At 59.3% G+C, this 22,312-nt stretch carries 27 protein-coding genes and 1 tRNA gene; 21 read left to right on the forward strand and 7 right to left on the reverse strand.

Annotated features, from left to right (window positions below):
* The first annotated feature begins 339 nt into the window (after window positions 1-339).
* Together ACLH0H_RS14970 and ACLH0H_RS14975 are read left to right on the forward strand one after the other, a co-directional pair.
* The gene (locus ACLH0H_RS14970; protein ID WP_411378615.1) at window positions 340-765 is read left to right on the forward strand and encodes an HIT domain-containing protein; all 426 of its coding nucleotides are present in this window, start codon (window positions 340-342) and stop codon (window positions 763-765) included.
* Window positions 766-768: 3 nt separating this feature from the next.
* On the forward strand, window positions 769-975 hold the full coding sequence (locus tag ACLH0H_RS14975) for a SlyX family protein (protein ID WP_076949754.1): 207 nt from the start codon (window positions 769-771) through the stop codon (window positions 973-975).
* Between the two features lie 76 nt (window positions 976-1,051).
* Here the strand turns inward: ACLH0H_RS14975 and ACLH0H_RS14980 are convergent, their stop codons facing one another.
* Complete coding sequence (locus tag ACLH0H_RS14980) at window positions 1,052-1,654, reverse strand: cold shock domain-containing protein membrane protein (protein WP_411378616.1); 603 nt, start codon at window positions 1,652-1,654, stop codon at window positions 1,052-1,054.
* A 393-nt stretch (window positions 1,655-2,047) separates the two neighbouring features.
* Here ACLH0H_RS14980 and ACLH0H_RS14985 point away from each other — a divergent pair, with 393 nt between their 5' ends.
* The 18 genes from ACLH0H_RS14985 to ACLH0H_RS15070 all read left to right on the forward strand — a co-directional run bounded on the left by ACLH0H_RS14985 (window position 2,048) and on the right by ACLH0H_RS15070 (window position 15,779).
* Entirely contained in the window at window positions 2,048-2,521 is a 474-nt protein-coding gene (locus ACLH0H_RS14985) for a Dps family protein (protein WP_411378617.1), read from the forward strand.
* A gap of 180 nt (window positions 2,522-2,701) precedes the next feature.
* Window positions 2,702-3,046 carry a ribbon-helix-helix domain-containing protein gene (locus ACLH0H_RS14990; protein WP_411378618.1) on the forward strand — a complete coding sequence of 115 codons (345 nt, stop codon included), beginning with the start codon at window positions 2,702-2,704 and terminating at the stop codon, window positions 3,044-3,046.
* A 165-nt stretch (window positions 3,047-3,211) separates the two neighbouring features.
* Window positions 3,212-3,433: an FmdB family zinc ribbon protein gene (locus tag ACLH0H_RS14995; protein WP_016975453.1), complete on the forward strand. Its 222-nt coding sequence runs from the start codon at window positions 3,212-3,214 to the stop codon at window positions 3,431-3,433.
* A gap of 108 nt (window positions 3,434-3,541) precedes the next feature.
* Window positions 3,542-5,317 (forward strand): aspartate--tRNA ligase, encoded by a 1,776-nt coding sequence (gene aspS / locus ACLH0H_RS15000; RefSeq protein WP_076949750.1) that lies wholly within the window; start codon window positions 3,542-3,544, stop codon window positions 5,315-5,317.
* Between the two features lie 134 nt (window positions 5,318-5,451).
* Window positions 5,452-6,198 carry a YebC/PmpR family DNA-binding transcriptional regulator gene (locus ACLH0H_RS15005; RefSeq protein ID WP_169377931.1) on the forward strand — a complete coding sequence of 249 codons (747 nt, stop codon included), beginning with the start codon at window positions 5,452-5,454 and terminating at the stop codon, window positions 6,196-6,198.
* Between the two features lie 141 nt (window positions 6,199-6,339).
* Window positions 6,340-6,864: a crossover junction endodeoxyribonuclease RuvC gene (ruvC, locus tag ACLH0H_RS15010; protein WP_076949748.1), complete on the forward strand. Its 525-nt coding sequence runs from the start codon at window positions 6,340-6,342 to the stop codon at window positions 6,862-6,864.
* Between the two features lie 67 nt (window positions 6,865-6,931).
* Complete coding sequence (ruvA, locus tag ACLH0H_RS15015) at window positions 6,932-7,543, forward strand: Holliday junction branch migration protein RuvA (protein WP_003175802.1); 612 nt, start codon at window positions 6,932-6,934, stop codon at window positions 7,541-7,543.
* Window positions 7,544-8,602 (forward strand): Holliday junction branch migration DNA helicase RuvB, encoded by a 1,059-nt coding sequence (ruvB, locus tag ACLH0H_RS15020; RefSeq protein ID WP_015885611.1) that lies wholly within the window; start codon window positions 7,544-7,546, stop codon window positions 8,600-8,602.
* 139 nt (window positions 8,603-8,741) lie between these two features.
* On the forward strand, window positions 8,742-9,197 hold the full coding sequence (gene ybgC / locus ACLH0H_RS15025) for a tol-pal system-associated acyl-CoA thioesterase (RefSeq protein WP_025854760.1): 456 nt from the start codon (window positions 8,742-8,744) through the stop codon (window positions 9,195-9,197).
* A 1-nt stretch (window position 9,198) separates the two neighbouring features.
* Window positions 9,199-9,894 (forward strand): protein TolQ, encoded by a 696-nt coding sequence (gene tolQ, locus ACLH0H_RS15030; RefSeq protein ID WP_076949746.1) that lies wholly within the window; start codon window positions 9,199-9,201, stop codon window positions 9,892-9,894.
* A gap of 23 nt (window positions 9,895-9,917) precedes the next feature.
* Window positions 9,918-10,370: a protein TolR gene (gene tolR / locus ACLH0H_RS15035; protein WP_411382417.1), complete on the forward strand. Its 453-nt coding sequence runs from the start codon at window positions 9,918-9,920 to the stop codon at window positions 10,368-10,370.
* Window positions 10,370-11,443 (forward strand): cell envelope integrity protein TolA, encoded by a 1,074-nt coding sequence (gene tolA, locus ACLH0H_RS15040; protein WP_169377929.1) that lies wholly within the window; start codon window positions 10,370-10,372, stop codon window positions 11,441-11,443. The genes tolR and tolA overlap by 1 nt, the downstream gene beginning before the upstream one ends.
* A 17-nt stretch (window positions 11,444-11,460) precedes the next feature.
* Entirely contained in the window at window positions 11,461-12,741 is a 1,281-nt protein-coding gene (tolB, locus tag ACLH0H_RS15045) for a Tol-Pal system beta propeller repeat protein TolB (RefSeq protein WP_178115237.1), read from the forward strand.
* A gap of 55 nt (window positions 12,742-12,796) precedes the next feature.
* Window positions 12,797-13,297 carry a peptidoglycan-associated lipoprotein Pal gene (pal, locus tag ACLH0H_RS15050; protein ID WP_003209827.1) on the forward strand — a complete coding sequence of 167 codons (501 nt, stop codon included), beginning with the start codon at window positions 12,797-12,799 and terminating at the stop codon, window positions 13,295-13,297.
* Between the two features lie 6 nt (window positions 13,298-13,303).
* Window positions 13,304-14,137, forward strand: a complete 834-nt coding sequence (gene ybgF, locus ACLH0H_RS15055; protein ID WP_076949742.1) for a tol-pal system protein YbgF — start codon at window positions 13,304-13,306, stop codon at window positions 14,135-14,137.
* A gap of 164 nt (window positions 14,138-14,301) precedes the next feature.
* A complete protein-coding gene (gene queE, locus ACLH0H_RS15060; protein ID WP_065873595.1) occupies window positions 14,302-14,949 on the forward strand; it encodes a 7-carboxy-7-deazaguanine synthase QueE in 648 nt (215 codons plus the stop codon).
* 16 nt (window positions 14,950-14,965) lie between these two features.
* Window positions 14,966-15,640: a 7-cyano-7-deazaguanine synthase QueC gene (gene queC, locus ACLH0H_RS15065; protein WP_411382418.1), complete on the forward strand. Its 675-nt coding sequence runs from the start codon at window positions 14,966-14,968 to the stop codon at window positions 15,638-15,640.
* Between the two features lie 63 nt (window positions 15,641-15,703).
* A tRNA-Lys gene (locus tag ACLH0H_RS15070) sits at window positions 15,704-15,779 on the forward strand.
* Between the two features lie 119 nt (window positions 15,780-15,898).
* On the opposite strand, the gene ACLH0H_RS15075 is transcribed toward ACLH0H_RS15070, so the two are convergent.
* The gene (locus ACLH0H_RS15075) at window positions 15,899-16,591 is read right to left on the reverse strand and encodes an RES family NAD+ phosphorylase (RefSeq protein ID WP_411378619.1); all 693 of its coding nucleotides are present in this window, start codon (window positions 16,589-16,591) and stop codon (window positions 15,899-15,901) included.
* Window positions 16,585-16,989: an antitoxin Xre-like helix-turn-helix domain-containing protein gene (locus tag ACLH0H_RS15080; protein ID WP_411378620.1), complete on the reverse strand. Its 405-nt coding sequence runs from the start codon at window positions 16,987-16,989 to the stop codon at window positions 16,585-16,587. The genes ACLH0H_RS15075 and ACLH0H_RS15080 overlap by 7 nt, the downstream gene beginning before the upstream one ends.
* 307 nt (window positions 16,990-17,296) lie before the next feature.
* Between ACLH0H_RS15080 and nadA the strand changes: the two genes are divergently transcribed.
* On the forward strand, window positions 17,297-18,355 hold the full coding sequence (gene nadA / locus ACLH0H_RS15085) for a quinolinate synthase NadA (protein ID WP_076949738.1): 1,059 nt from the start codon (window positions 17,297-17,299) through the stop codon (window positions 18,353-18,355).
* A gap of 136 nt (window positions 18,356-18,491) precedes the next feature.
* Here nadA and ACLH0H_RS15090 read toward each other — a convergent pair whose 3' ends face one another.
* From ACLH0H_RS15090 to ACLH0H_RS15105, 4 genes are all read right to left on the reverse strand, one after another.
* Entirely contained in the window at window positions 18,492-18,980 is a 489-nt protein-coding gene (locus ACLH0H_RS15090; RefSeq protein ID WP_411378621.1) for an RDD family protein, read from the reverse strand.
* Between the two features lie 93 nt (window positions 18,981-19,073).
* Window positions 19,074-19,286: a cold-shock protein gene (locus ACLH0H_RS15095; RefSeq protein WP_003365337.1), complete on the reverse strand. Its 213-nt coding sequence runs from the start codon at window positions 19,284-19,286 to the stop codon at window positions 19,074-19,076.
* Between the two features lie 393 nt (window positions 19,287-19,679).
* The gene (gene gcvT / locus ACLH0H_RS15100) at window positions 19,680-20,804 is read right to left on the reverse strand and encodes a glycine cleavage system aminomethyltransferase GcvT (protein WP_411378622.1); all 1,125 of its coding nucleotides are present in this window, start codon (window positions 20,802-20,804) and stop codon (window positions 19,680-19,682) included.
* Window positions 20,805-20,843: 39 nt separating this feature from the next.
* Window positions 20,844-22,220, reverse strand: coding sequence for an L-serine ammonia-lyase (locus ACLH0H_RS15105; protein WP_411378623.1), 1,377 nt, complete (start codon window positions 22,218-22,220; stop codon window positions 20,844-20,846).
* Window positions 22,221-22,312 lie beyond the last annotated feature (92 nt).

Raw genomic sequence — 22,312 nt, forward strand, 5'->3', positions numbered from 1 at the left:
GTTACCGGTCCACCCCGGCCAGTGGGTAGTAACGGATCTCCAAGAGGCACATGTGGGTCATTTTGGTGCAGTGCCCTTGCCGCTCCAGAGTCGCATTGATGGCCCAATGCCTCATTTCGTGAGGCCTCTGTGTCGCGAGTTTCGTCGCGATGGTTTGAACAACCTTCGGCTGTCTGCCCCAAGTCTGGTGATTGAGCGTAGCCAAAATATTCGGTTGTCTCGAAATGGTGCGTTTTTTTTCGCCGCGCCTTGCCTGGGTAGCGGTCGCCCTGCGTGAAGCATCTGCCAATCGCAGGTATGCTGCAGCTTGAACCTGACCTGCCGAACGGAGTGCCCGCGGTGTTCGCTTTAGATCAACGTCTTCAACAAGACACGCTGGCGATTGGGGACTTCCCCCTCTGCCGTCTGCTGCTGTCCAACGACTCGAATTACCCGTGGTTCATCCTTGTGCCGCGAATCAACGGTATCAGCGAAGTGTTTCAGCTGGATGTCAGCGACCAGCAGCGCTTGTGGCAAGAAACCACTGCCTTGGCCCAGTTGCTCAATGAAGGCCTGTGCGCCGACAAGATGAACATTGGCGCCTTGGGCAATGTGGTCAGCCAGTTGCACGTGCATGTGATCGTGCGCAAGCGCGACGATGCCGCTTGGCCGGCGCCGGTATGGGGCAAGCATCCGGCGCAGCCTTATACGGATGAACAAGTGGCCGCTATTCGCGCCCGTCTGCGTGAACTGTTGCCTGCCGATTTCATTTTTACCCAGGGTTGAATCATGGACCTGCAAGACCGCGTCACCGACCTGGAAAGCCGCCTGGCCTTCCAGGACGACACTATCGAGACCCTCAATGACATCCTCGTCACTCAACAGCGTGCGGTAGAGCGCCTGCAATTGCAGATGACTGCGCTGCTCAAGCGCCAGGAAGAAATGGGCGGTCAATTCGAAACGGCTGAAGAAGAAGCACCGCCGCCCCACTATTGACGGTTTATAACCGCGCATAAAAAACCGCGACCCAGCAACGCTGGATCGCGGTTTTTTTTGGCTGCGAGCGCGGGTATCAGCGACGCGGCAGTGCAGCGATCACGTCTTCGGCTTGCAGGCCTTTGTCGCGATTCATGACGGAGAACTCCACGCGCTGGCCTTCCACCAGGACGCGATGGCCTTCGCCGCGGATGGCCCGGAAGTGGACGAAGATATCGTCGCCCGAATCGCGGGAAATAAAGCCGAAGCCCTTGGACGTGTTGAACCACTTGACGGTACCGGTATCCCGGTTGGTCATGTCGTAGCTTTGCGACGAAGTCGCAGGTGACGAACGGTAGAAGCTGATGGCCAGGTGTAGAACGATGGCGATTACAGCAATCACCAGGCTGAGCAGGATGGCCGGGTGGCCGCCGACTTCAGGCATGGGTGCCAGGAGGGTGAGGGTTTGAACAACAACAGTCAGCACCAGCAGCGCGCTGACCAGGTTTTGCAGTTGGTGACGTGTGCCTTTGTTCCAGTAAGGGATCACCGGTGCCAGCGTCAGGTTAAGAAGGCCGAACAAGGCCAGGTACAGAGCGTCGTGTTGTTCCAGGTAGGGAGGGCTTCCCTGTTGCAGGCTCGGTATAAAGGACAGCAGCAACGCTGCAACGCCCGTTAGCAGGTGGACGATTTTCAACATTTTGATTAACTCACGTTAAGATGGATCACAAGGAAGAGCTGACTGGCACGGTTCGCTTCTGAACAATGGGAGGCGTTGGGCACGTGCGCGGGGTATCAGCCTATGCCGCTGCCACGGAAAGTAACGGCGACGACACGCCGCCTATTTAACAGCAAAGGCTGTGCCTACTCAAATCAAGCATTTCCAGGTGTTGCAAGGGCCAGGGCATTTCTGCGTAAAACGCTTGTCCTAGACAGGTGCGGGCTTTTCAAACGGTGTGCTGGATTGTTGCCCGCTTGGGCAGAAGCGGCCGCGCCGGGGCGATTTGCCGCGCCGGGCTGCGCATCGGCGGCACTCTTGCTAGAGTGGGCCTGCGCTTGATCAATGCATACATGTCAATTGAAGGGGATAACCATGGCAATCGATATCGGTATCAGTGAAGAAGATCGTAAATCCATCGTCGACGGGCTTTCGCGACTGCTCTCCGATACCTACGTACTGTACCTGAAGACCCACAACTTCCATTGGAACGTTACGGGCCCCATGTTCCGTACGCTGCACCTGATGTTCGAGGAGCAATACAACGAGCTGGCCCTGGCGGTGGACTCCATTGCCGAGCGTATCCGTGCCCTGGGTTTCCCCGCGCCCGGTGCCTATTCGATCTATGCTCGCCTTTCCTCGATCAAGGAAGAGGCAGGCGTGCCGAGCGCTGAGGACATGATCAAGCAACTGGTCGAAGGCCAGGAAGCGGTCACTCGCACCGCACGCGGCATCTTCCCGCTGCTCGACAAGGTCAGCGATGAGCCGACGGCCGATCTGCTGACCCAGCGTATGCAGGTCCACGAGAAAACCGCGTGGATGCTGCGTTCGCTGCTCGAAAACCAATAAACGCAGGCCAAGAGTGGCGCCGTCCTGGCGCCGCTCGCTTGTTTCCGCACATTTCCTGGCGTTGTCCTACGCCTTTCAACTCCTCGTCTTCTGGCTGCCGCTCTCGCACTGCTGTTCCATAGGGCCATTGCCCGGTGGGACAACCCACGGGGGGCTGTTTGGCAATGGAGTGTCAGGTGTATGTCACGCGGAGTAGGTAATGGAGTGGTGGAAACCGGAGGTTTTCACAAAGTAAAGGATGACCCCTTTGCAAAAGGGTTCGACATGGGGTTGGCCAAGCCATTGTCACGGTCGGTGAGGCTCAACGGGTTTTCCACTTGCCTGCGCCTGGAACAGATCTATTGGAATATCCTCACGGAAATAGCCAAAATCAATGCCTGTTCAGTCAGTGCGTTGCTGTCTTATGTCGATCGGGAAGTGCACCTGCGTTATGGCGGTGTGAAGAATTTCAGTGGGTTGGTCAGGGTGGTCTGTGTGGTTCACGTCTTGAAAGGGCGATTTGAACCGTCATGTTCACCGGGATAGTCGATGGTGGGATACCGAGGCCCGCGCAGCTGGCGTGGGCCCCGGGCAGAAAGCCGGCTGCACTGCCTCGATTTACCAGATATAATCCCGCGCTTTGCTACGCATGCCGCGGACCAGGGGCAGGCGTGGCGCACGCAGTTACGATCTGATCGCCGAGACATCGCCATGCCCATGTACGACTATCAATGCGCTTCCTGTGGTCATCAATTGGAAGCCATCCAGAAGATCAGCGCAGCGCCGCTGGTCGATTGCCCAGCCTGCCAGGCACCGCAGCTCAAGAAGATGCTGTCCATGCCGGGCTTTCGCCTGAGTGGCAGCGGCTGGTACGAGACCGACTTCAAGACCGGCTCGAAGAAGAACCTGGCGGGCGGCGACAAAGCAGACTGAGTTGAACTCTACGCGCAGGCTCCTGCATTATCCGTCCCCTGCTTTAATGTACGGTGACGCGGCAGGCCTGCCACCGAATTTCGAATTACGAGAAGTGAAACCACGACCATGATGCGCAGCCACTATTGCGGCCAACTGAACGAGACCCTGGAAGGTCAGGAAATCACCCTTTGCGGATGGGTTCACCGTCGCCGCGACCACGGCGGGGTGATCTTCCTCGATATCCGTGATCGTGATGGTCTGGCCCAGGTAGTGTTCGACCCGGATCGCGCCGAAAGCTTCGCCGCCGCCGACCGCGTGCGCAGCGAATACGTGGTGAAGATCACCGGCAAGGTACGCCTGCGTCCTGCCGGCGCCGTGAACAAGAACATGGCATCCGGCGGCATCGAAGTGCTGGGCTATGAGCTGGAAGTTCTGAACGAGTCGGAAACCCCGCCGTTCCCGCTCAACGAATACTCCGACGTGGGCGAAGAAACCCGCCTGCGCTATCGCTTCCTGGACCTGCGTCGTCCGGAAATGGCTGAGAAGCTGCGCCTGCGTTCGCGCATGACCACCAGCATCCGCCGCTTCCTCGACGAGAACGGCTTCCTTGACGTCGAAACCCCGATCCTGACCCGCGCCACTCCCGAAGGCGCGCGTGACTACCTGGTGCCTAGCCGTACCCACCCAGGCAGTTTCTTCGCCCTGCCGCAATCGCCGCAGCTGTTCAAGCAACTGCTGATGGTGGCCGGCTTCGACCGTTACTACCAGATCGCCAAATGCTTCCGTGACGAAGACCTGCGCGCCGACCGCCAGCCGGAATTCACCCAGATCGACATCGAGACCAGCTTCCTCGATGAAAAAGAGATCATGGGCCTCACCGAGAAAATGATCCGCAACCTGTTCAAGGAAGTACTGGACCTGGAGTTCGGCGACTTCCCGCACATGACCTTCGAAGAAGCCATGCGCCGCTACGGTTCCGACAAGCCGGACCTGCGTAACCCGCTGGAACTGGTGGACGTGGCCGATCAGCTCAAGGACGTCGACTTCAAGGTGTTCAGTGGCCCGGCCAACGACCCGAAATGCCGCATCGCCGCCCTGCGCGTGCCTGGCGGCGCGAGCATGCCGCGCAAGCAGATCGACGACTACACCAAGTTCGTCGGCATCTACGGTGCCAAGGGTCTGGCGTACATCAAGGTCAACGAGCGCGCCAATGGCGTTGACGGCCTGCAGTCGCCGATCGTGAAAAACATCCCCGAAGCCAACCTGAACACGATCCTCGATCGCGTCGGTGCGGTCGATGGCGATATCGTGTTCTTCGGCGCCGACAAGGCCAAGATCGTCAGCGAAGCCCTGGGCGCGCTGCGCATCAAGCTTGGTCACGACCTGAACCTGCTGACCTGCGAGTGGGCGCCGATGTGGGTCGTCGACTTCCCGATGTTCGAAGAGAACGACGACGGCAGCTTCAGCGCCTTGCACCACCCGTTCACCGCGCCGAAGTGCTCGCCGGCCGAGCTTGAAGCCAACCCGGCTGGCGCGCTGTCACGCGCCTACGACATGGTGCTCAACGGCACTGAGTTGGGTGGCGGTTCGATCCGTATCCACCGCAAAGAGATGCAGCAAGCGGTCTTCCGTCTGTTGGGTATCAACGAAGCGGAACAGGAAGAGAAATTCGGCTTCCTGCTCGACGCCCTGAAATACGGCGCGCCGCCCCACGGTGGCCTGGCGTTCGGCCTGGACCGTCTGGTGATGCTGATGACCGGCGCCCAGTCGATCCGCGAAGTGATCGCCTTCCCGAAAACCCAGAGTGCTGCGGACGTGATGACCCAGGCTCCAGGTGTGGTGGATGCCAAGGCATTGCGCGAACTGCACATCCGCCTGCGCGAAACGCCGAAGGCTGAGTAAGGCTGCGGCGTGAAAGCGCGATAAGGTTTGTACGCAGTCAAAAAGGCGCATCTTCGGATGCGCCTTTGCGTTTAAAAGAGGGAAATCCTGCCCTGCGGGATTGATACGGTTTCTACAGAATTCGGAGTTGCGTAATGGCTGGCCATTCCAAGTGGGCGAACATCAAGCACCGCAAAGAGCGTCAGGATGCCAAGAAAGGCAAGATCTTCACCAAGTGGATCCGCGAGCTGACCGTCGCAGCCCGCCAGGGCGGTGGTGACCCAGGCTCCAACCCGCGTCTGCGCCTGGCGCTGGACAAGGCGCTTGGCGCCAACATGAGCCGCGACATCATCGACCGTGCCGTGGCCCGTGGCGCCGGCGCCGCCGATACCGACGACATGGTCGAGCTGACCTACGAAGGCTACGGCCCGGGCGGCGTGGCGGTGATGGTCGAATGCATGACCGACAACCGCAACCGCACCGCAGCGGCCGTTCGGCATGCGTTCAGCAAGTGCGGCGGCAACCTCGGCACCGATGGTTCGGTGGCCTACCTGTTCGAACGCAAGGGGCAGATCTCCTTCGCACCGGGCACCGATGAAGACGCGCTGATGGAAGCGGCGATGGAGGCCGATGCCGACGACGTGGTGACCAACGAAGACGGCTCCATCGATGTATTTACCTCGTTCGCCAGCTTCTATGCCGTGCGTAACGCTTTGGAGGCTGCGGGTTTCAAGGGCACCGACGCGGAAATCGTGATGCTGCCGACCACCAGTGCCGAACTCGACCTGGATGGCGCGCAGAAAGTGCTGAAGCTGCTGGATATGCTCGAAGACCTGGATGATGTGCAAAACGTGTATTCAAACGCCGATATTCCAGAATCCGTAGCCGAACAACTCTCTTAAGCGCGATAGATATCCAATGTGGGAGCTGGCTTGCCTGCGATAGCGGTGTATCAGAAATAGATTCTTTCACTGACACACCGCTATCGCAGGCAAGCCAGCTCCCACAGGGTTTTATGTGTCTCCACCCTTCTTGCAGGCGTTATGACTTTAATCCTAGGTATCGACCCCGGTTCGCGCATCACCGGTTTTGGCGTGGTGCAACAGACCCCGCGCGGCTGCATCTACGTCGCCTCGGGCTGCATACGCACCGGTGCGGGCGAGTTGGCCGAGCGCCTGCAGATCGTCTATCGCGGCGTGCGTGAAGTGATCCAGACCTATGGGCCGATCACCATGGGCATCGAAAAGGTGTTCATGGCCAAGAATGCCGACTCGGCCTTGAAGCTTGGCCAGGCCCGTGGCGCGGCCATTGTCGCCGGCGCGGAGGAGGGCATGGAAATCGCCGAATACACCGCGACCCAGGTCAAGCAGGCGGTGGTCGGCACGGGTGCGGCGAATAAAGAGCAGGTGCAGATGATGGTCATGCACATGCTCAAGCTCACGTCAAAACCGCAGATCGACGCCTCCGACGCCCTGGCCATCGCCATTTGCCATGCGCACACCCGTTCCAGCCTGCTGCCCCACGGCCTCGGCACGGCACGCAGTCGTGGCGGGCGCCTGCGTCTCTGATAGCATCAGCGCACTCGTTATTTCCGGTCAGGCCCAGTTCTGGCCCCAAGCTTTAAGGATCTGAACCGTGATTGGACGCTTGCGCGGCACCCTGGCTGAGAAACAGCCGCCGCACCTGATTCTGGATGTAAATGGGTTGGGGTATGAGCTGGAAGTGCCCATGACCACCTTGTATCGCCTACCGTCGGTCGGCGAGCCGATAACACTGCACACCCATCTGGTGGTGCGCGAAGACGCGCAACTACTCTATGGCTTCATTGGCAAGCGCGACCGCGACTTCTTCCGCGAGCTGATCCGCCTCAATGGCGTAGGGCCGAAACTGGCCCTGGCCTTGATGTCGAGCCTGGAAGTGGATGAGCTGGTGCGGGCCGTGTCGGCCCAGGACACCTCGGCGCTGACCAAGGTGCCGGGCGTCGGCAAGAAGACCGCCGAGCGCCTGCTGGTGGAACTCAAGGACCGCTTCAAGGCCTGGGAAGTGGTGCCGAGCATGTTTGCCCTGGTGCCGAACCAGCCGGATATGCCGGCGGGCCAGGTCGCCAGCGCCGAGAGCGATGCGGTCAGTGCGTTGATCTCCCTGGGCTACAAGCCGCAGGAAGCCAGCAAGGCCGTATCGGCCATCAAGGACAAGAACCTGAGCAGTGAAGACATGATCCGCCGCGCCCTGAAGGGAATGATTTAAGTGATTGAAGCAGATCGTCTGATCGCGGCCACCGGCCCGCGTGACCGTGAAGAAGTCCAGGACCGCGCCATCCGGCCCCTGAGCCTGGCCGACTACATCGGCCAGCCCACCGTGCGCGAGCAGATGGAGTTGTTCATCCAGGCCGCGCGCGGGCGCAGCGAGTCCCTGGACCACACGCTGATCTTCGGCCCGCCGGGCCTGGGCAAGACCACCCTGGCCAACATCATTGCCCAGGAAATGGGCGTGTCGATCAAGTCTACCTCCGGCCCGGTGCTGGAACGCCCCGGCGACTTGGCGGCGTTGCTGACCAACCTCGAGCCCCACGACGTGCTGTTCATCGACGAGATCCACCGGCTCTCGCCGATCGTCGAGGAAGTGTTGTACCCGGCGATGGAAGACTTTCAGCTCGACATCATGATCGGCGAAGGCCCGGCGGCCCGCTCGATCAAGCTCGACCTGCCACCGTTCACGTTGGTGGGCGCCACGACGCGCGCGGGCATGTTGACCAACCCGCTGCGAGATCGTTTCGGCATAGTTCAACGTCTGGAGTTCTATAGCACGGCAGACCTTGCGACCATCGTCAGTCGTTCGGCGGGCATTCTCGGCTTGCCCCTGGACCCGGAAGGCGCGTTTGAAATCGCCCGTCGCGCCCGCGGTACGCCGCGGATTGCCAACCGCCTGCTGCGTCGTGTGCGCGACTTTGCCGAAGTGCGGGCCAAGGGGCATATCACCAAGGCCGTGGCCGACCTGGCCCTGAACCTGCTGGATGTGGATGAGCATGGCTTCGATCACCAGGATCGGCGCCTGCTTTTGACCATGATCGAGAAGTTCGACGGTGGCCCGGTGGGCGTCGACAGTTTGGCGGCAGCCATCAGCGAGGAGCGCCATACCATCGAGGATGTGCTGGAGCCGTACCTGATCCAGCAGGGCTACATCATGCGCACCCCCAGGGGCCGGGTGGTCACGCGCCATGCCTACCTGCACTTCGGGTTAAATATTCCGTCACGATTGGGTGAGATGCCCGTGGTAGACGAATTCCTCGATGCAGTAGACGATTAATAGCTTCACGCAAGACGATTTATTCGATGTTTGTGCTGTCCTAGTGCCAGGTGTCGTCATTCAGTCACTGAATTTGTTTCAGACAATGAAAAAACAGTTGCCCAGCCGGATTGGCAACCTGAGGAGTAAGCACTAGAGTATGCGCGCGCAAAACGGGGATCAGTCGTTCGCACATCGCTGTCGCGTTTATTACGAGGACACCGATGCCGGCGGCATCGTGTATTACGTCAATTACCTCAAGTTCATGGAGCGGGCTCGAACCGAGCGGCTACGGGAACTGGGCTTTGCCCAATCCGAGCTGGCAGGGGAGGACCTGTTATTCGTCGTGCACTCCAGCGAGGCGCGGTATCACGCGCCGGCGCGGCTGGACGACGAGCTGTTGGTAAGCGCTGAAGTAATTGAATTGAACCGTGTCAGCCTGCGTTTCAAACAGCAGGTCAGGCGGGCAACGGATGCAACGCTGCTCTGCGAGGGGCAGTTCCTGGTGGCCTGTGTGCGCACCAATAGCTTGAAACCCCGGGCCATTCCCGAAGCTTTACGTGCGGCCTTTGCCGACGTAAGCGGCGCGGGTAAACAATCAAAGCAGGAGATTTAGCGTGGAACCTACCGTCGTCGACCATTCCTCCATGTGGAGCCTGGTCAGCAATGCCAGTATCGTGGTTCAACTGGTGATGCTGACCCTGGTAGCCGCATCGGTTACCTCTTGGGTCATGATTTTTCAGCGCAGCAACCTGCTGCGTGCCGGTCGACGTGCCCTGGAGAGCTTTGAAGAGCGCTTCTGGTCGGGTATCGACCTGTCCAAGCTGTATCGTCAGGCCGGCAGCAACCCCGACCCGGATTCGGGCGTCGAGCAGATCTTCCGTGCCGGCTTCAAGGAGTTCTCCCGTCTGCGCCAGCAGCCAGGCGTCGATCCGGAAGCGGTGATGGAAGGTGTGGCCCGTGCCATGCGCGTCGCCATCTCCCGCGAAGAAGAGAAGCTTGAACAGAGCCTGCCGTTCCTCGCCACCGTCGGTTCCGTGAGCCCATACATCGGCCTGTTCGGTACCGTGTGGGGGATCATGAACTCCTTCCGTGGCCTGGCCCAGGCCCAGCAAGCCACCCTGGCCACCGTGGCCCCGGGTATTGCCGAAGCCCTGATCGCCACCGCGATCGGCCTGTTCGCCGCTATCCCCGCAGTAATTGCCTACAACCGTTTTGCCGCAACCAGCGAAACGTTGATCAGCCGTTACTACACCTTCGCCGATGAATTCCAGGCGATCCTGCACCGTAAAGTGCACACCAGCGAAGAATAAGCAGGTAATTCCCAATGGCTTTAATCGCTCGAGCTCGCAAAAAGCGCAAGCCGGTCGCCGAGATGAACGTAGTGCCCTACATCGACGTGATGCTGGTACTGCTTGTCATCTTCATGGTGACCGCGCCGATGCTCAATCAGGGCGTGAAAGTTGATCTGCCCAAGGTTTCCAGCGAAGCCTTGCCGCAGGACAACAACACCCAGGTCCTGACCATTTCGATCAAGGCTGACAAGACCTATTACTGGAACCTTGGCAGCGAAGTCGATACCCAGAAACAGCAGGACAAGGCCATGACCTTGCCGCAGATGACCGATGCCGTGACCAAGATCATCCGCTCCGGCAACGAAGGCGGCAAGCACACCCAGGTGTTCATCCGCGGTGACAAGTCGGTCGACTACGGTTCCGTCATGGGCGCCATGGGCGGCCTGCAAAAGGCCGGCGTGGGTAACGTTGGCCTGATTACCGAGGCGCCCTGATGCAGCAACAGCGAGAGCCGTCCGCCTCGGAAAGCTTCTTCTGGCCTAGCGTCTGGGCAATTGCCCTGCACGTCCTGGTGTTTGGCATGTTGTTCGTCAGCTTCGCCATGACCCCGGACCTGCCGCCAGCCAAGCCGATCGTGCAGGCGACCCTGTATCAGCTGAAATCGAAAAGTCAGGCCACCACCCAAACCAATCAGAAGATTGCGGGTGAGGCCCAGAAGTCGGCTGCGCGCCAGACTGAAGTCGAACAGATGGAACAGAAGAAGGTCGAGCAGGAAGCGGTGAAGGCTGCTGCGGAACAAAAGAAAGAAGAGGCGGCTCAAAAGGCCGAGGAATCGAAAAAGGCTGACGAAGCGAAGAAGGCCGACGAGGCGAAAAAGGCTGATGAAGCCAAGAAGTCCGAGAAGGCTGCCGAAGCTAAAAAAGCCGAAGAGAAACAATTGGCTGATATAGCCAAGAAGAAATCTGAAGAAGAAGCCAAGAAAGCTGCCGAAGAAGAGGCCAAGAAAAAGGCCGCTGAAGACGCCAAGAAGAAAATAGTCGAAGACGCGAAGAAGAAAGCCGCCGAAGACGCCAAGAAAAAAGCTGAAGCAGACGAGGCGAAGAAGAAAATCGCCGACGACGCGAAGAAGAAAGCTGCCGCCGACGCCTCCAAGAAAAAGGCCCAGGAAGCAGCGCGCAAATCCGCCGAAGAGAAGAAGGCCCAGGCCTTGGCAGACTTGCTTTCCGACACGCCTCAGCGTCAGCAAGCCTTGGCTGACGAGCAGGGCGATGAAGTCGCGGGCAGTTTCGACGACCTGATTCGGGCGCGGGCAGCGGAAGGTTGGACACGTCCACCTTCGGCACGCAAAGGCATGACAGTAGTGCTGCAGATCGGCATGTTGCCGGACGGTACGGTGACTTCGGTCAGCGTGGCCAAGTCCAGTGGTGACGGTTCGTTCGACAGTTCGGCGGTTGCAGCGGTCAAGAACATTGGCCGGTTGACCGAGATGCAGGGAATGAAACCAAGCGACTTCGCTCCCTATCGTTCATTCAAGATGACATTCACACCTGAGGATCTAGCCTTGTGAGAAACCTTCTTCGAGGAATGCTTGTCGTTATTTGCTGTATGGCAGGGATAGCGGCGGCCGATGAAAAGAACATACTGGTCACCAGCGGCAGCGATCGGGCCACCCCGATCGCGGTAGTGCCGTTCGGCTGGCAGGGCGGCAGCGTGCTGCCGGACGACATGGCCCAGATCGTCAGCGACGACCTGCGCAACTCCGGTTACTACGCACCGATTCCAAAAGGCAACATGATCAGCCAGCCCAACCAGGCCAGCGAAGTCGTGTTCCGTGACTGGAAAGCGGTGGGCGCGCAGTACCTGATGGTCGGTAACATCACGCCGGCCGGCGGTCGCCTGCAGATCACCTACACCTTGTTCAACGTGGCCACCGAACAGCAGGTCCTGACCGGCAGTGTCTCCGGCACCGCCGAACAACTGCGGGACATGGCTCACTACATCTCGGACCAGTCGTTTGAAAAGCTCACCGGTATCAAGGGTGCTTTCTCGACGCGTCTGCTGTACGTGACGGCTGAGCGTTTCTCCGTAGACAACACTCGCTACACGCTGCAGCGTTCGGACTACGACGGTGCGCGCGCGGTGACCTTGCTGCAATCGCGCGAGCCCATCCTGTCGCCGCGCTTTGCGCCGGACGGCAAGCGTATCGCCTACGTGTCTTTCGAGCAGCGTCGTCCGCGCATCTTCGTCCAGCACATTGATACTGGCCGTCGTGAGCAGATCACCAACTTCGAAGGCCTCAACGGCGCGCCTGCGTGGTCACCGGATGGTTCGCGCCTGGCGTTCGTGCTGTCTAAGGACGGCAACCCGGACATTTACGTGATGAACATGGCTTCGCGCCAGATCAGCCGCGTTACCAGCGGCCCGGGCATCAATACCGAGCCGTTCTGGGGTAAAGACGGTTCGACCATCTACTTCACGTCCGACCGTGGCGGCAAGCCACAGGTCTACAAGGCGAACGTGGGCGGTGGTGGTGCGGAACGCGTGACGTTTATTGGCAACTACAACGCCAACCCGAAGCTTTCGGCTGATGAAAAGACGTTGGTGATGATTCACCGTCAGGATGGTTTCACTAATTTCCGGGTTGCGGCCCAGGATTTGCAGCGCGGAACCGTAAAAATCCTTACAGATACCAACCTTGATGAGTCAGCTACTGTTGCGCCCAACGGCACCATGGTAATCTACGCCACCCGCCAGCAGGGCCGGGGAGTCTTGATGCTCGTGTCCATCAATGGACGCGTAAGGCTCCCACTTCCTACCGCACAAGGCGAAGTCAGAGAACCATCCTGGTCCCCTTACCTGAACTGACGCGGCGCTACAAAAAGAAGTACTTAACACACTGGGGTTCATTAGGAGTTTCACGATGGAAATGCTGAAGTTTGGTAAGTTTGCTGCTCTGGCTCTGGCTCTGTCCGTAGCCGTTGGTTGCTCGTCTAAAGGCGGCGACAATGCCGGTGAAGGCGCAGCTGTTGATCCAAACGCTGGTTACGGCGCTAACACTGGTGCGGTTGACGGCTCCCTGAGCGAAGAAGCTGCTCTGCGCGCTATCACCACTTTCTACTTCGAATACGACAGTTCGGACCTGAAACCAGAAGCCATGCGCGCTCTGGACGTTCACGCGAAAGACCTGAAAGCTAACGGCGCTCGCGTTGTTCTGGAAGGTAACACCGACGAACGTGGTACTCGTGAGTACAACATGGCACTGGGCGAGCGTCGTGCGAAAGCCGTTCAGCGCTACCTGGTACTGCAAGGTGTTGCTCCAGGCCAACTGGAACTGGTTTCCTACGGTAAAGAGCGTCCAGTTGCCACTGGCCACGACGAGCAGTCCTGGGCTCAAAACCGTCGCGTCGAACTGCGTAAGTAATTCGTCATGCGAACGTGCCGTCGTGCTCTGACTGTATTGGCTCTCAGCCTCGCACCGCTTGCGGTGTGGGCTGCGGTTCCTGTAACGGATAGCAACTCGGGCTATAACAATAGCGGGAGCAGCTATCCGCCAGCAGGTTATGGCACGAACGGCGCCTATGCGGGGGGAGCGGCTACGTCCGCTCCCTCGGCACAGGGCGAACTGTTCAACCAGCTGCAACGCATGCAGGATCAATTGGCGCAGCAACAGGGCGCAATTGAAGTACTGCAGAATCAAGTGAACCAGCTAAAGCAAGAAGGCCTGGAGCGATACCAGGATCTTGATCGACGTATTGGAGCCGGTGTTACACCTGCCGCAACTCCTGATAATTCTTCTGCCGGTGGCGCGCCAAGCGCTGCTGCCGGCGGTGCAGCAGCGGGCGCGGCTGCCAGCCAAGCCCCTGCGGCGAGCAGTGAACCGGGCGATCCGGCCAAGGAAAAGCTGTATTACGATGCAGCTTTCGACCTGATCAAGGCCAAGGATTTCGATAAGGCCAGCCAGGCCTTTACCGCTTTCCTGCGCAAGTACCCGAACAGCCAGTACGCGGGCAACGCCCAATACTGGCTGGGCGAAGTCAACCTGGCAAAGGGTGACCTGCAGGGGGCGGGCCAGGCGTTCGCCAAGGTCAGCCAGCTGTACCCCAAGCACGCCAAGGTACCGGATTCGCTGTACAAGCTCGCTGATGTAGAGCGCCGCCTGGGTCATACCGACAAGGTCAAAGGCATTCTGCAGCAGGTGGTGGCCCAATATCCGGGTACTTCCGCTGCACAATTGGCCCAGCGGGACCTGCAGCGCTTGTAAGCGATGCCACCCGTTTAGAAGAAACCCGCGCCTGTCGCGGGTTTTTTCGTTAGAATCCACGCCCTTTTATGAAACACGCTTTTTGGGGCCTGCGCGTTGGCGGGGTCTCTTGAAGTGCCTGACGGAGGCGGACAGCCTGTTTAGCTGTTACGCCCGTGGCGATTATGCAAGACACATTACGTATTACCGAAGTTTTTTACTCGTTGCAGGGTGAAACGCGGACGGCTGGGCTGCCCACCGTTTTTGTGCGCCTGACCGGTTGCCCCTTGCGTTGCCAATACTGTGACAGCGCCTACGCCTTCAGTGGCGGCACTGTGCGCACCCTTGATGACATCCTGGAGCAGGTCGCCGGCTACAAGCCGCGCTATGTCTGCGTCACCGGCGGTGAGCCGCTGGCCCAGCCCAATGCCATCCCTTTGCTCAAGCAGTTGTGCGACGCCGGCTACGAAGTATCGCTGGAGACCAGCGGTGCCCTGGATATCTCTGCCGTTGACCCACGTGTCAGCCGCGTGGTCGACCTCAAGACCCCAGGCTCCAAGGAAGCGCATCGCAACCGCTACGAGAACATTGACCTGCTGACGGCCAATGACCAGGTCAAGTTCGTCATCTGTTCCCGTGACGACTACGACTGGGCAAATTCCAAGCTGATCCAATATGGCCTGGACCGCCGTGCAGGCGAAGTCTTGTTTTCGCCAAGCCACCATGACTTGAACGCACGCGACCTCGCCGATTGGGTGGTGGCGGACAATTTACCGGTGCGCCTGCAATTGCAGCTGCATAAATACCTTTGGAACGACGAGCCAGGGCGCTGATATGACTGAACACACGATGGACCAAAAACGTGCGGTAATCCTGCTGTCCGGTGGCCTCGACTCTGCAACGGTAGTGGCTATGGCGCAGGCTGAAGGCTACAGCTGCTACACCATGAGTTTCGACTACGGCCAACGGCATCGTGCCGAGTTGAACGCCGCCGCCCGTGTCGCCCGTGACATGGGTGTGGTCGAGCACAAGGTGATTGGCCTCAACCTCAACGGTATCGGCGGATCCGCGCTGACCGACAGCAGTATCGACGTGCCGCAGGCGCCCAGCGAAGGGATCCCGGTGACCTACGTGCCAGCACGTAACACCGTATTCCTGTCCCTGGCCCTGGGTTGGGCGGAAGTGCTCAACGCTCGCGATATCTTTATCGGCGTGAACGCAGTGGATTATTCCGGCTACCCGGACTGCCGTCCGGAGTTCGTCGAGTCGTTCGAGCGTATGGCCAACCTCGCGACAAAGGCCGGCGTAGAGGGGCAAGGCTTCCGCATCCTGGCGCCGCTGCAAAACCTGAGCAAAGCCGATATCGTCAAGGCAGGCGTAGGACTTGGCGTTGATTACTCGCTGACTGTTTCCTGCTACATGGCAGACGATGACGGCCGTGCTTGTGGGAAATGCGACAGCTGCCGGCTGCGTGCGGAAGGCTTCCAAGCGGCCGGAATCACTGATCCAACGCGTTATTTCTGATTTATTTCAAATAAGGTGTTGAATAATCCTTAGAAATCAGTATTATACGCGCCACCACACAGCGGGTCGTTAGCTCAGTTGGTAGAGCAGTTGGCTTTTAACCAATTGGTCGTAGGTTCGAATCCCACACGACCCACCATTTTTGGCGGTTTAGAAAATCCGGAAGGCCCACGCAAGTGAGGATTTCCGGGTTTTTTTTTGCCTGGAATTTGGCACCGTCGATGCGCAACAACCCTGCGGCGCGTCTACTGCCGCATGTCAGGCTTCGCTGATCGTGTTCACGCTGGACAGATGGCCATTCCAGACCATTTCATAGTGGGCCGTCTGAATTATCGAAGAGACCGGTCTTGGGGTCATCAGCGCCCAGCAATGATTGCCGGGCAAACGCACCGAGTTGTAGCGAAGGCCGGGGCAGCCGGCTTCCTTCACTGCTCTGCCCAATGCACGGGCGTGAGTGTAATCGTCAGGGTCGTACAGAGGGTCGCTCATCGGCAGCGAGGTCACGTCTTTCATCAGGCGTTGCGCAAAAGCGCAGGACAGGCCTCGAAAAACGAAGCGCTCATAATTGAGTCCGTGGACGTTAGACCAGTACTTCTCTTGATGATGGTGCACCTCCGCGAGCGCGGTCTCCATAGTGGCAGCCAGGTACAACACGCCGAAGCTGCCATCACTGAAGCGTGAACCTTCGGGGTTAATGTGGGTGAAGGGCGCCGTTGCATAAGAGCAGCCCGAAATACCAAATGGAATGTCCTTGCGGGGTATCAGCTCGATGCGCCCCACTTCGTTTTTCAGCCTTGGGTTGGTCAGCGCCTGGATGTGGTAGAGGGTTTCGAATTCGTCCGCATCGGCGACATCATCAAACAAGGCGATTGGCGGAAACTTGGAGTTGACCAAGCGATAGGCGTGTACCTGCTCACCCGGCAGATCAACCAGGCGGGCCAGCATTACCATTGCGCTCCACGCAAGACATCGATCCGGCGATACGTTTCATACAGGGAAATCATGTCCCCCTGCGCCATGACTTCAAGCGGCGTGCGGCCGTTGAAGAAACTGTTGTCGTTCGCCATCGACGCAAATCCGTAGACGTTCTCGGGGTTATCAAAAACCAGACGCAGTGCCGCATGGATGTTGAGTACGAAGCTGATGCGTTGCATTTGATCCGAGTCCAGGCTTACGGACCAACCCGCATCACCTTGTTTGGCTCGGGTGAAGGTGCTGCGGGAAATGCGCAAGACACGGCAAGCCTGATCACTCGACGCCTGCCATTTTTCGAGGATGCCCACAGCAGCACGCAGACCAGTCACGCACTGATCTTTGGTGAAGGCCTGTGCTTGAGGAGCGGCTGCCATTGTCTATTACCTCCTGGGTATGAGTCTGTGGAATCAAATATAGAACAATAGCATCTGTGGAGCAAATTGAAGCAGATGCTGGTTTCTTTCCCGAGGGCGCGCCGACCCCCGCCTTTTATAAGGAGCAGGCGCACCCGCGAATGTCAGATTAGGCTTTTGAAACCCTTGGATATTCTGTAGCCTTGCGCAGCTTCACCTGAACCCGTGCTTGATGAACACAACCACTTCATCCGGCGGCGCCCGAAGGGCACCAGAGCCGGTGGTACACTCGACTTTCGCGCTTACTGCGCCTGCAGGTCTTGCGAACATGACGCAAATTTCCGAACGCCTTCTGGTCCAAGCCCACCTCGACGCAAAGCAGCCCAAGGCCCTCAGCGCCGACGAAGAGGCAAGCCTGCGCGCCGCCATCGCCGCCGAGCTCAAAGCCCAGGACGCGGTGCTGGTTGCCCACTTCTACTGTGACCCGGTGATTCAGGCCTTGGCCGAAGAGACCGGCGGCTGTGTCTCCGACTCCCTTGAAATGGCCCGCTTCGGCGCCGCCCACCCGGCCAAGACTGTGCTGGTCGCCGGGGTGCGTTTCATGGGCGAGACCGCGAAGATTCTCACGCCCGACAAACGCATCCTCATGCCCACCCTTGAAGCCACATGCTCCCTGGACCTGGGTTGCCCGGTGGATGAGTTCTCGGCGTTCTGCGATCAGCATCCCGAGCGCACCGTGGTGGTCTATGCCAACACGTCGGCTGCGGTCAAGGCGCGGGCGGACTGGGTGGTGACCTCCAGCTGCGCCCTGGAAATCGTCGAGAGCCTGATGGACAACGGCGAGACGATCATCTGGGGTCCGGACAAGCACCTGGGAACTTACATCCAGCGCCAGACCGGAGCCGACATGCTGCTGTGGGACGGTGCCTGCATCGTCCACGAAGAGTTCAAGTCCAAGCAGCTCGAAGACATGAAAGCGCTGTACCCGGACGCAGCCATCCTGGTACACCCGGAGTCGCCGACGGCGGTGATCGAACTGGCCGACGCCGTGGGGTCGACCAGCCAACTGATTGCGGCCGCCCAGCGTCTGCCGAACAAGACCTTCATCGTCGCCACCGACCGCGGCATTTTTTACAAGATGCAGCAGTTGTGCCCGGACAAGGTCTTTGTCGAAGCACCCACCGCCGGCAACGGCGCCGCGTGCCGCAGTTGCGCGCATTGCCCGTGGATGGCGATGAATACGCTGGAGCGCACACTGCAGTGCCTGCGCGAAGGCAGCAACGAGATTTTCGTCGAGCCGTCGGTCATTCCCCACGCGGTGCGCCCGCTCAAGCGCATGCTCGACTTCACCCAGGCTGCGCGCCTCAAACTCGCCGGCAACGCCTGATTCCAACTGGGCACGGTACAAAATGTGGGAGCGGGCTTGCTCGCGAAAGCGGAGTGTCAATCGACAGGTTCATTGACTGATATAACGCTTTCGCGAGCAAGCCCGCTCCCACATTTGGATCTCCACCATTCAGGGATTATTTCTTGCGCTTCGGAATCCGCACCAGCTGCGTATCCGAATAGATGTCATGCCAACTGCGTTTGCGCTTATCAAACAGCGACCAGATAAACCCCAGCCCCACGCACAACCACGACGCAATCGACACCACAAAGCGCAACAGCGCCTGCCACAGGCTGATCCGCGAGCCATCGGCGTTCTGTACGCGCACGCCCCACACCTGCATGCCCAGGGTCTGCCCGGAATGGGTCCAGAACTTGGCGAAAAAACCAAACAGCACAAACAGCAGAATCGTCGACAGCAACGGATCGCCGTCCAGCGCACCGGATTCGGTGAGGGTGCGCATCCTGGCTTCACCCACGAACGCAATCCAGACCAGTTTGTAAATGAACGCGGTGACGATCAGCAGGGCGGTGCACAACAGGAAGTCATAGAACATCGCTGCCAGGCGACGGCCCAGGCCAACGGCGGGGAAGTCGCCCTGGGGGCTCAGCAGGGGTTTGGACATGGCGGGCTCTTTTGTGAAAAAAGCCATTTTACGAGCAATCGCACATAAAAAAGCCCCTGATGTCACCATCAGGGGCTTTTTGTCGCAGTTGGATCAGCCTTCTGCTTGAACTTCGTCAGCCTGCATGCCTTTTTGGCCTTGCACAGCAACGAATGTCACTTTCTGGCCTTCTTTGAGGCTCTTGAAGCCGTTGCCCTGGATAGCGCGGAAATGCACGAACAGATCCGGTCCGCTTTCTGGCGTGATAAAACCAAACCCTTTCTCGTCGTTAAACCACTTGACGGTACCGCTCTGACGTTCAGCCATTTTCTTCTTTCCTTTGACGCTAAAAATTAATGACAGCCCCTTTCACATGAAAGAGTACTGGGCTGGGTTGCAGGAAAGTAAGAGACGTCGAACGGGTTGTAGCACTACTACTTCAGCTACTGCCCAGGTCCAGGTTCCAAGCGACCCATGCAAACACAGTGGGCAAACTCTACGCCAACTAATGCAGAAAAAACAAGCCCCGTAAATGCGCCGGTTTTGCTGGGGGAGATTGCAGTTGGGTGAATAAAAGCGGGGTCGGCTTATTCGATAGAGTCGATCACTTGTTATAGGTGGACTCTTAAATAAAGACTATCGCTAGTGCACTGTTTTATGGCGGTTGCGTTACAGATTAGTGCACGTCAACGCAACCGCGTTACTTATAGGAACAGTCAATCAGCCACGGTAGTAACGTTGCGGTACAAATGGCATTTTACTTACACGCAGCGGCACCTTTTTCCCACGCACCAGCGCGGAAACTTCAGTGTCCAGCGCGATAAATGCACTGTCGAGGTAACCCATGGCCAGCGGTCCACCCAGGGACGGACCGAAACCACCGCTGCAGACGCTGCCGATCACGGTGCCCGCTGCGTCGACGATTTGCGCGCCCTCACGCACGGGAGTGCGTTCCTGTGGCAACAGGCCTACGCGTTTGCGGCTCACGCCGGTTTGCTGCTGGCTGAAGATTGTGTCGGCGCCGGGGAAGCCACCGGCACGCGCACCGTCGGCACGGCGGGCCTTGGAGATCGCCCACAACAGGCTGGCTTCGATGGGCGTGGTGTCGGTGTTCATGTCATGTCCGTACAGGCACAGGCCGGCCTCCAGGCGCAACGAGTCGCGGGCACCCAGGCCGATGGCCTGCACTTCGGTCTCGGCCAGCAAGCTGCGGGCCAGGCTTTCGGCGTTGGTGGCGGGCACGGAAATTTCAAAACCGTCTTCACCGGTGTAGCCGGAACGGCTGACGTAGCAGTCCACGCCCAGCAGGCGCAGGGTGGTGAACTGCATGAACGTCATCCTGGTGACTTCCGGGGCCAGGCGCGCCAGCACCTTTACCGCCGCCGGGCCTTGCAAGGCCAGCAGTGCACGCTCTTCGAACAGCGGCTCGATGCCGCACTGGTCGCCGATATGCTGGCGCAGGTGCGCCAGGTCCTGGTTCTTGCAGGCGGCGTTGACCACCAGGAACAGTTCGTCGTTACCCAGGTTGGCCACCATCAGGTCGTCGAGGATACCGCCCTGGTCATTGGTGAACATCGCATAGCGCTGCATGCCCACCGGCAGGTCGATGATGTCGACCGGCACCAGGGTTTCCAGGGCCTTGGCGGCATTGGCGCCGGTGAGGCGGATCTGGCCCATGTGGGACACGTCGAACAACCCGGCCTGATCACGGGTGTGTTGGTGTTCTTTCATCACGCCCAGCGGGTATTGCACCGGCATGTCGTAGCCGGCGAAGGGCACCATGCGCGCGCCGAGCTCGAGGTGCAGGGCGTGCAATGGGGTTTTCAACAGGGTTTCGGTGGACATATTCAGCTCCTGAAAAACGTGCTGGCGCGCCGTTGGGCCTCAGCACTCGATAATGTTGACCGCCAAACCGCCACGGGCGGTTTCCTTGTATTTGCTTTTCATGTCAGCGCCGGTCTGGCGCATGGTGCGGATCACCTTGTCGAGTGACACAAAGTGCTGCCCATCGCCACGCAACGCCATGCGCACCGCATTGATGGCCTTGACCGAGCCCATGGCATTGCGCTCGATACAAGGCACCTGCACCAGCCCGCCAATCGGGTCGCAGGTCAGGCCGAGGTTGTGCTCCATGCCGATCTCGGCGGCGTTTTCCACCTGGGAAACCGTACCGCCCAAGACTTCGCACAGCGCACCGGCGGCCATGGAGCAGGCCACGCCGACTTCGCCCTGGCAGCCGACTTCGGCGCCGGAGATCGACGCGTTTTCCTTGTACAGAATGCCGATGGCGGCGGCGGTGAGCAGAAAGCGCACGACGCCGTCTTCGTTCGCGCCGGGGATAAAGCGCATGTAGTAATGCAAGACGGCGGGAATGATCCCGGCCGCGCCGTTGGTGGGCGCCGTGACCACGCGCCCGCCGTTGGCGTTTTCTTCGTTGACCGCCAGGGCGTAGAGGTTGACCCAGTCGAGCACCGACAACGGATCGCGCAGCGCCGACTCCGGGTGTTTGCACAGCTGGCGATGCAAGGCGGCCGCGCGCCGCTTGACCTTCAGGCCGCCAGGCAAAATCCCTTCATTACGGCAACCGGCATCCACACAATCCTGCATCACCTGCCAGATTTTCAGCAGCCCGGCACGGGTTTCCGCTTCCGGGCGCCAGGCGCTTTCATTGGTCAGCATCACTTGGCTGATGGACAGCCCGTAAGTGGTGCAATGGCCGAGCAAGTCCTTGGCGTGCTTGAACGGGAAGGTCAGTGGCGTGGCGTCTTCGACGATTCGGTCGGCGCCGGCGGCGTCTTCATCCACCACAAACCCGCCGCCGACCGAGTAGTACTCACGGCTGCGGATCTGGATGTGGGCGGCGTCGAAGGCACGAAAGATCATGCCGTTGGGGTGATAGGCGAGGGGTTTGCGAATCATCGCCAGGTGTTCTTTCTCGTTGAACGCAATGCTGTGTTCGCCGAGCAGGTTCAGGCGGCCGTCCTTGCGCATCTGCGCCAGGCGCGTTGCCACGGTTTCGGTATTGACGGTGTCAGGGTGTTCGCCTTCCAGGCCCAGCAGCACGGCTTTGTCGCTGCCGTGGCCTTTGCCGGTGGCGCCGAGCGAACCGTAGAGTTCTACCTTGATGCTGGTGGTGGCGCTCAGCAGGTTGTCACGCTTGAGGCCCTCGACGAATCGAGCGGCCGCGCGCATCGGGCCGACGGTGTGGGAACTGGAGGGGCCGATGCCAATCTTGAACAGGTCGAACACGCTTAACGACATGAGTTGTTCTCCGGTTTCTTATTATGTTTCGGGTGTACTCGGTCCAATTGTGGGAGCGGGCTTGCTCGCGAAAGCGGAGTGTCAGTTGATGC

Origin of the sequence: Pseudomonas sp. MPB26, assembly GCF_046605355.1 — a bacterium.
In the GTDB taxonomy this organism is placed as follows: Bacteria; Pseudomonadota; Gammaproteobacteria; order Pseudomonadales; family Pseudomonadaceae; genus Aquipseudomonas; species Aquipseudomonas cedrina.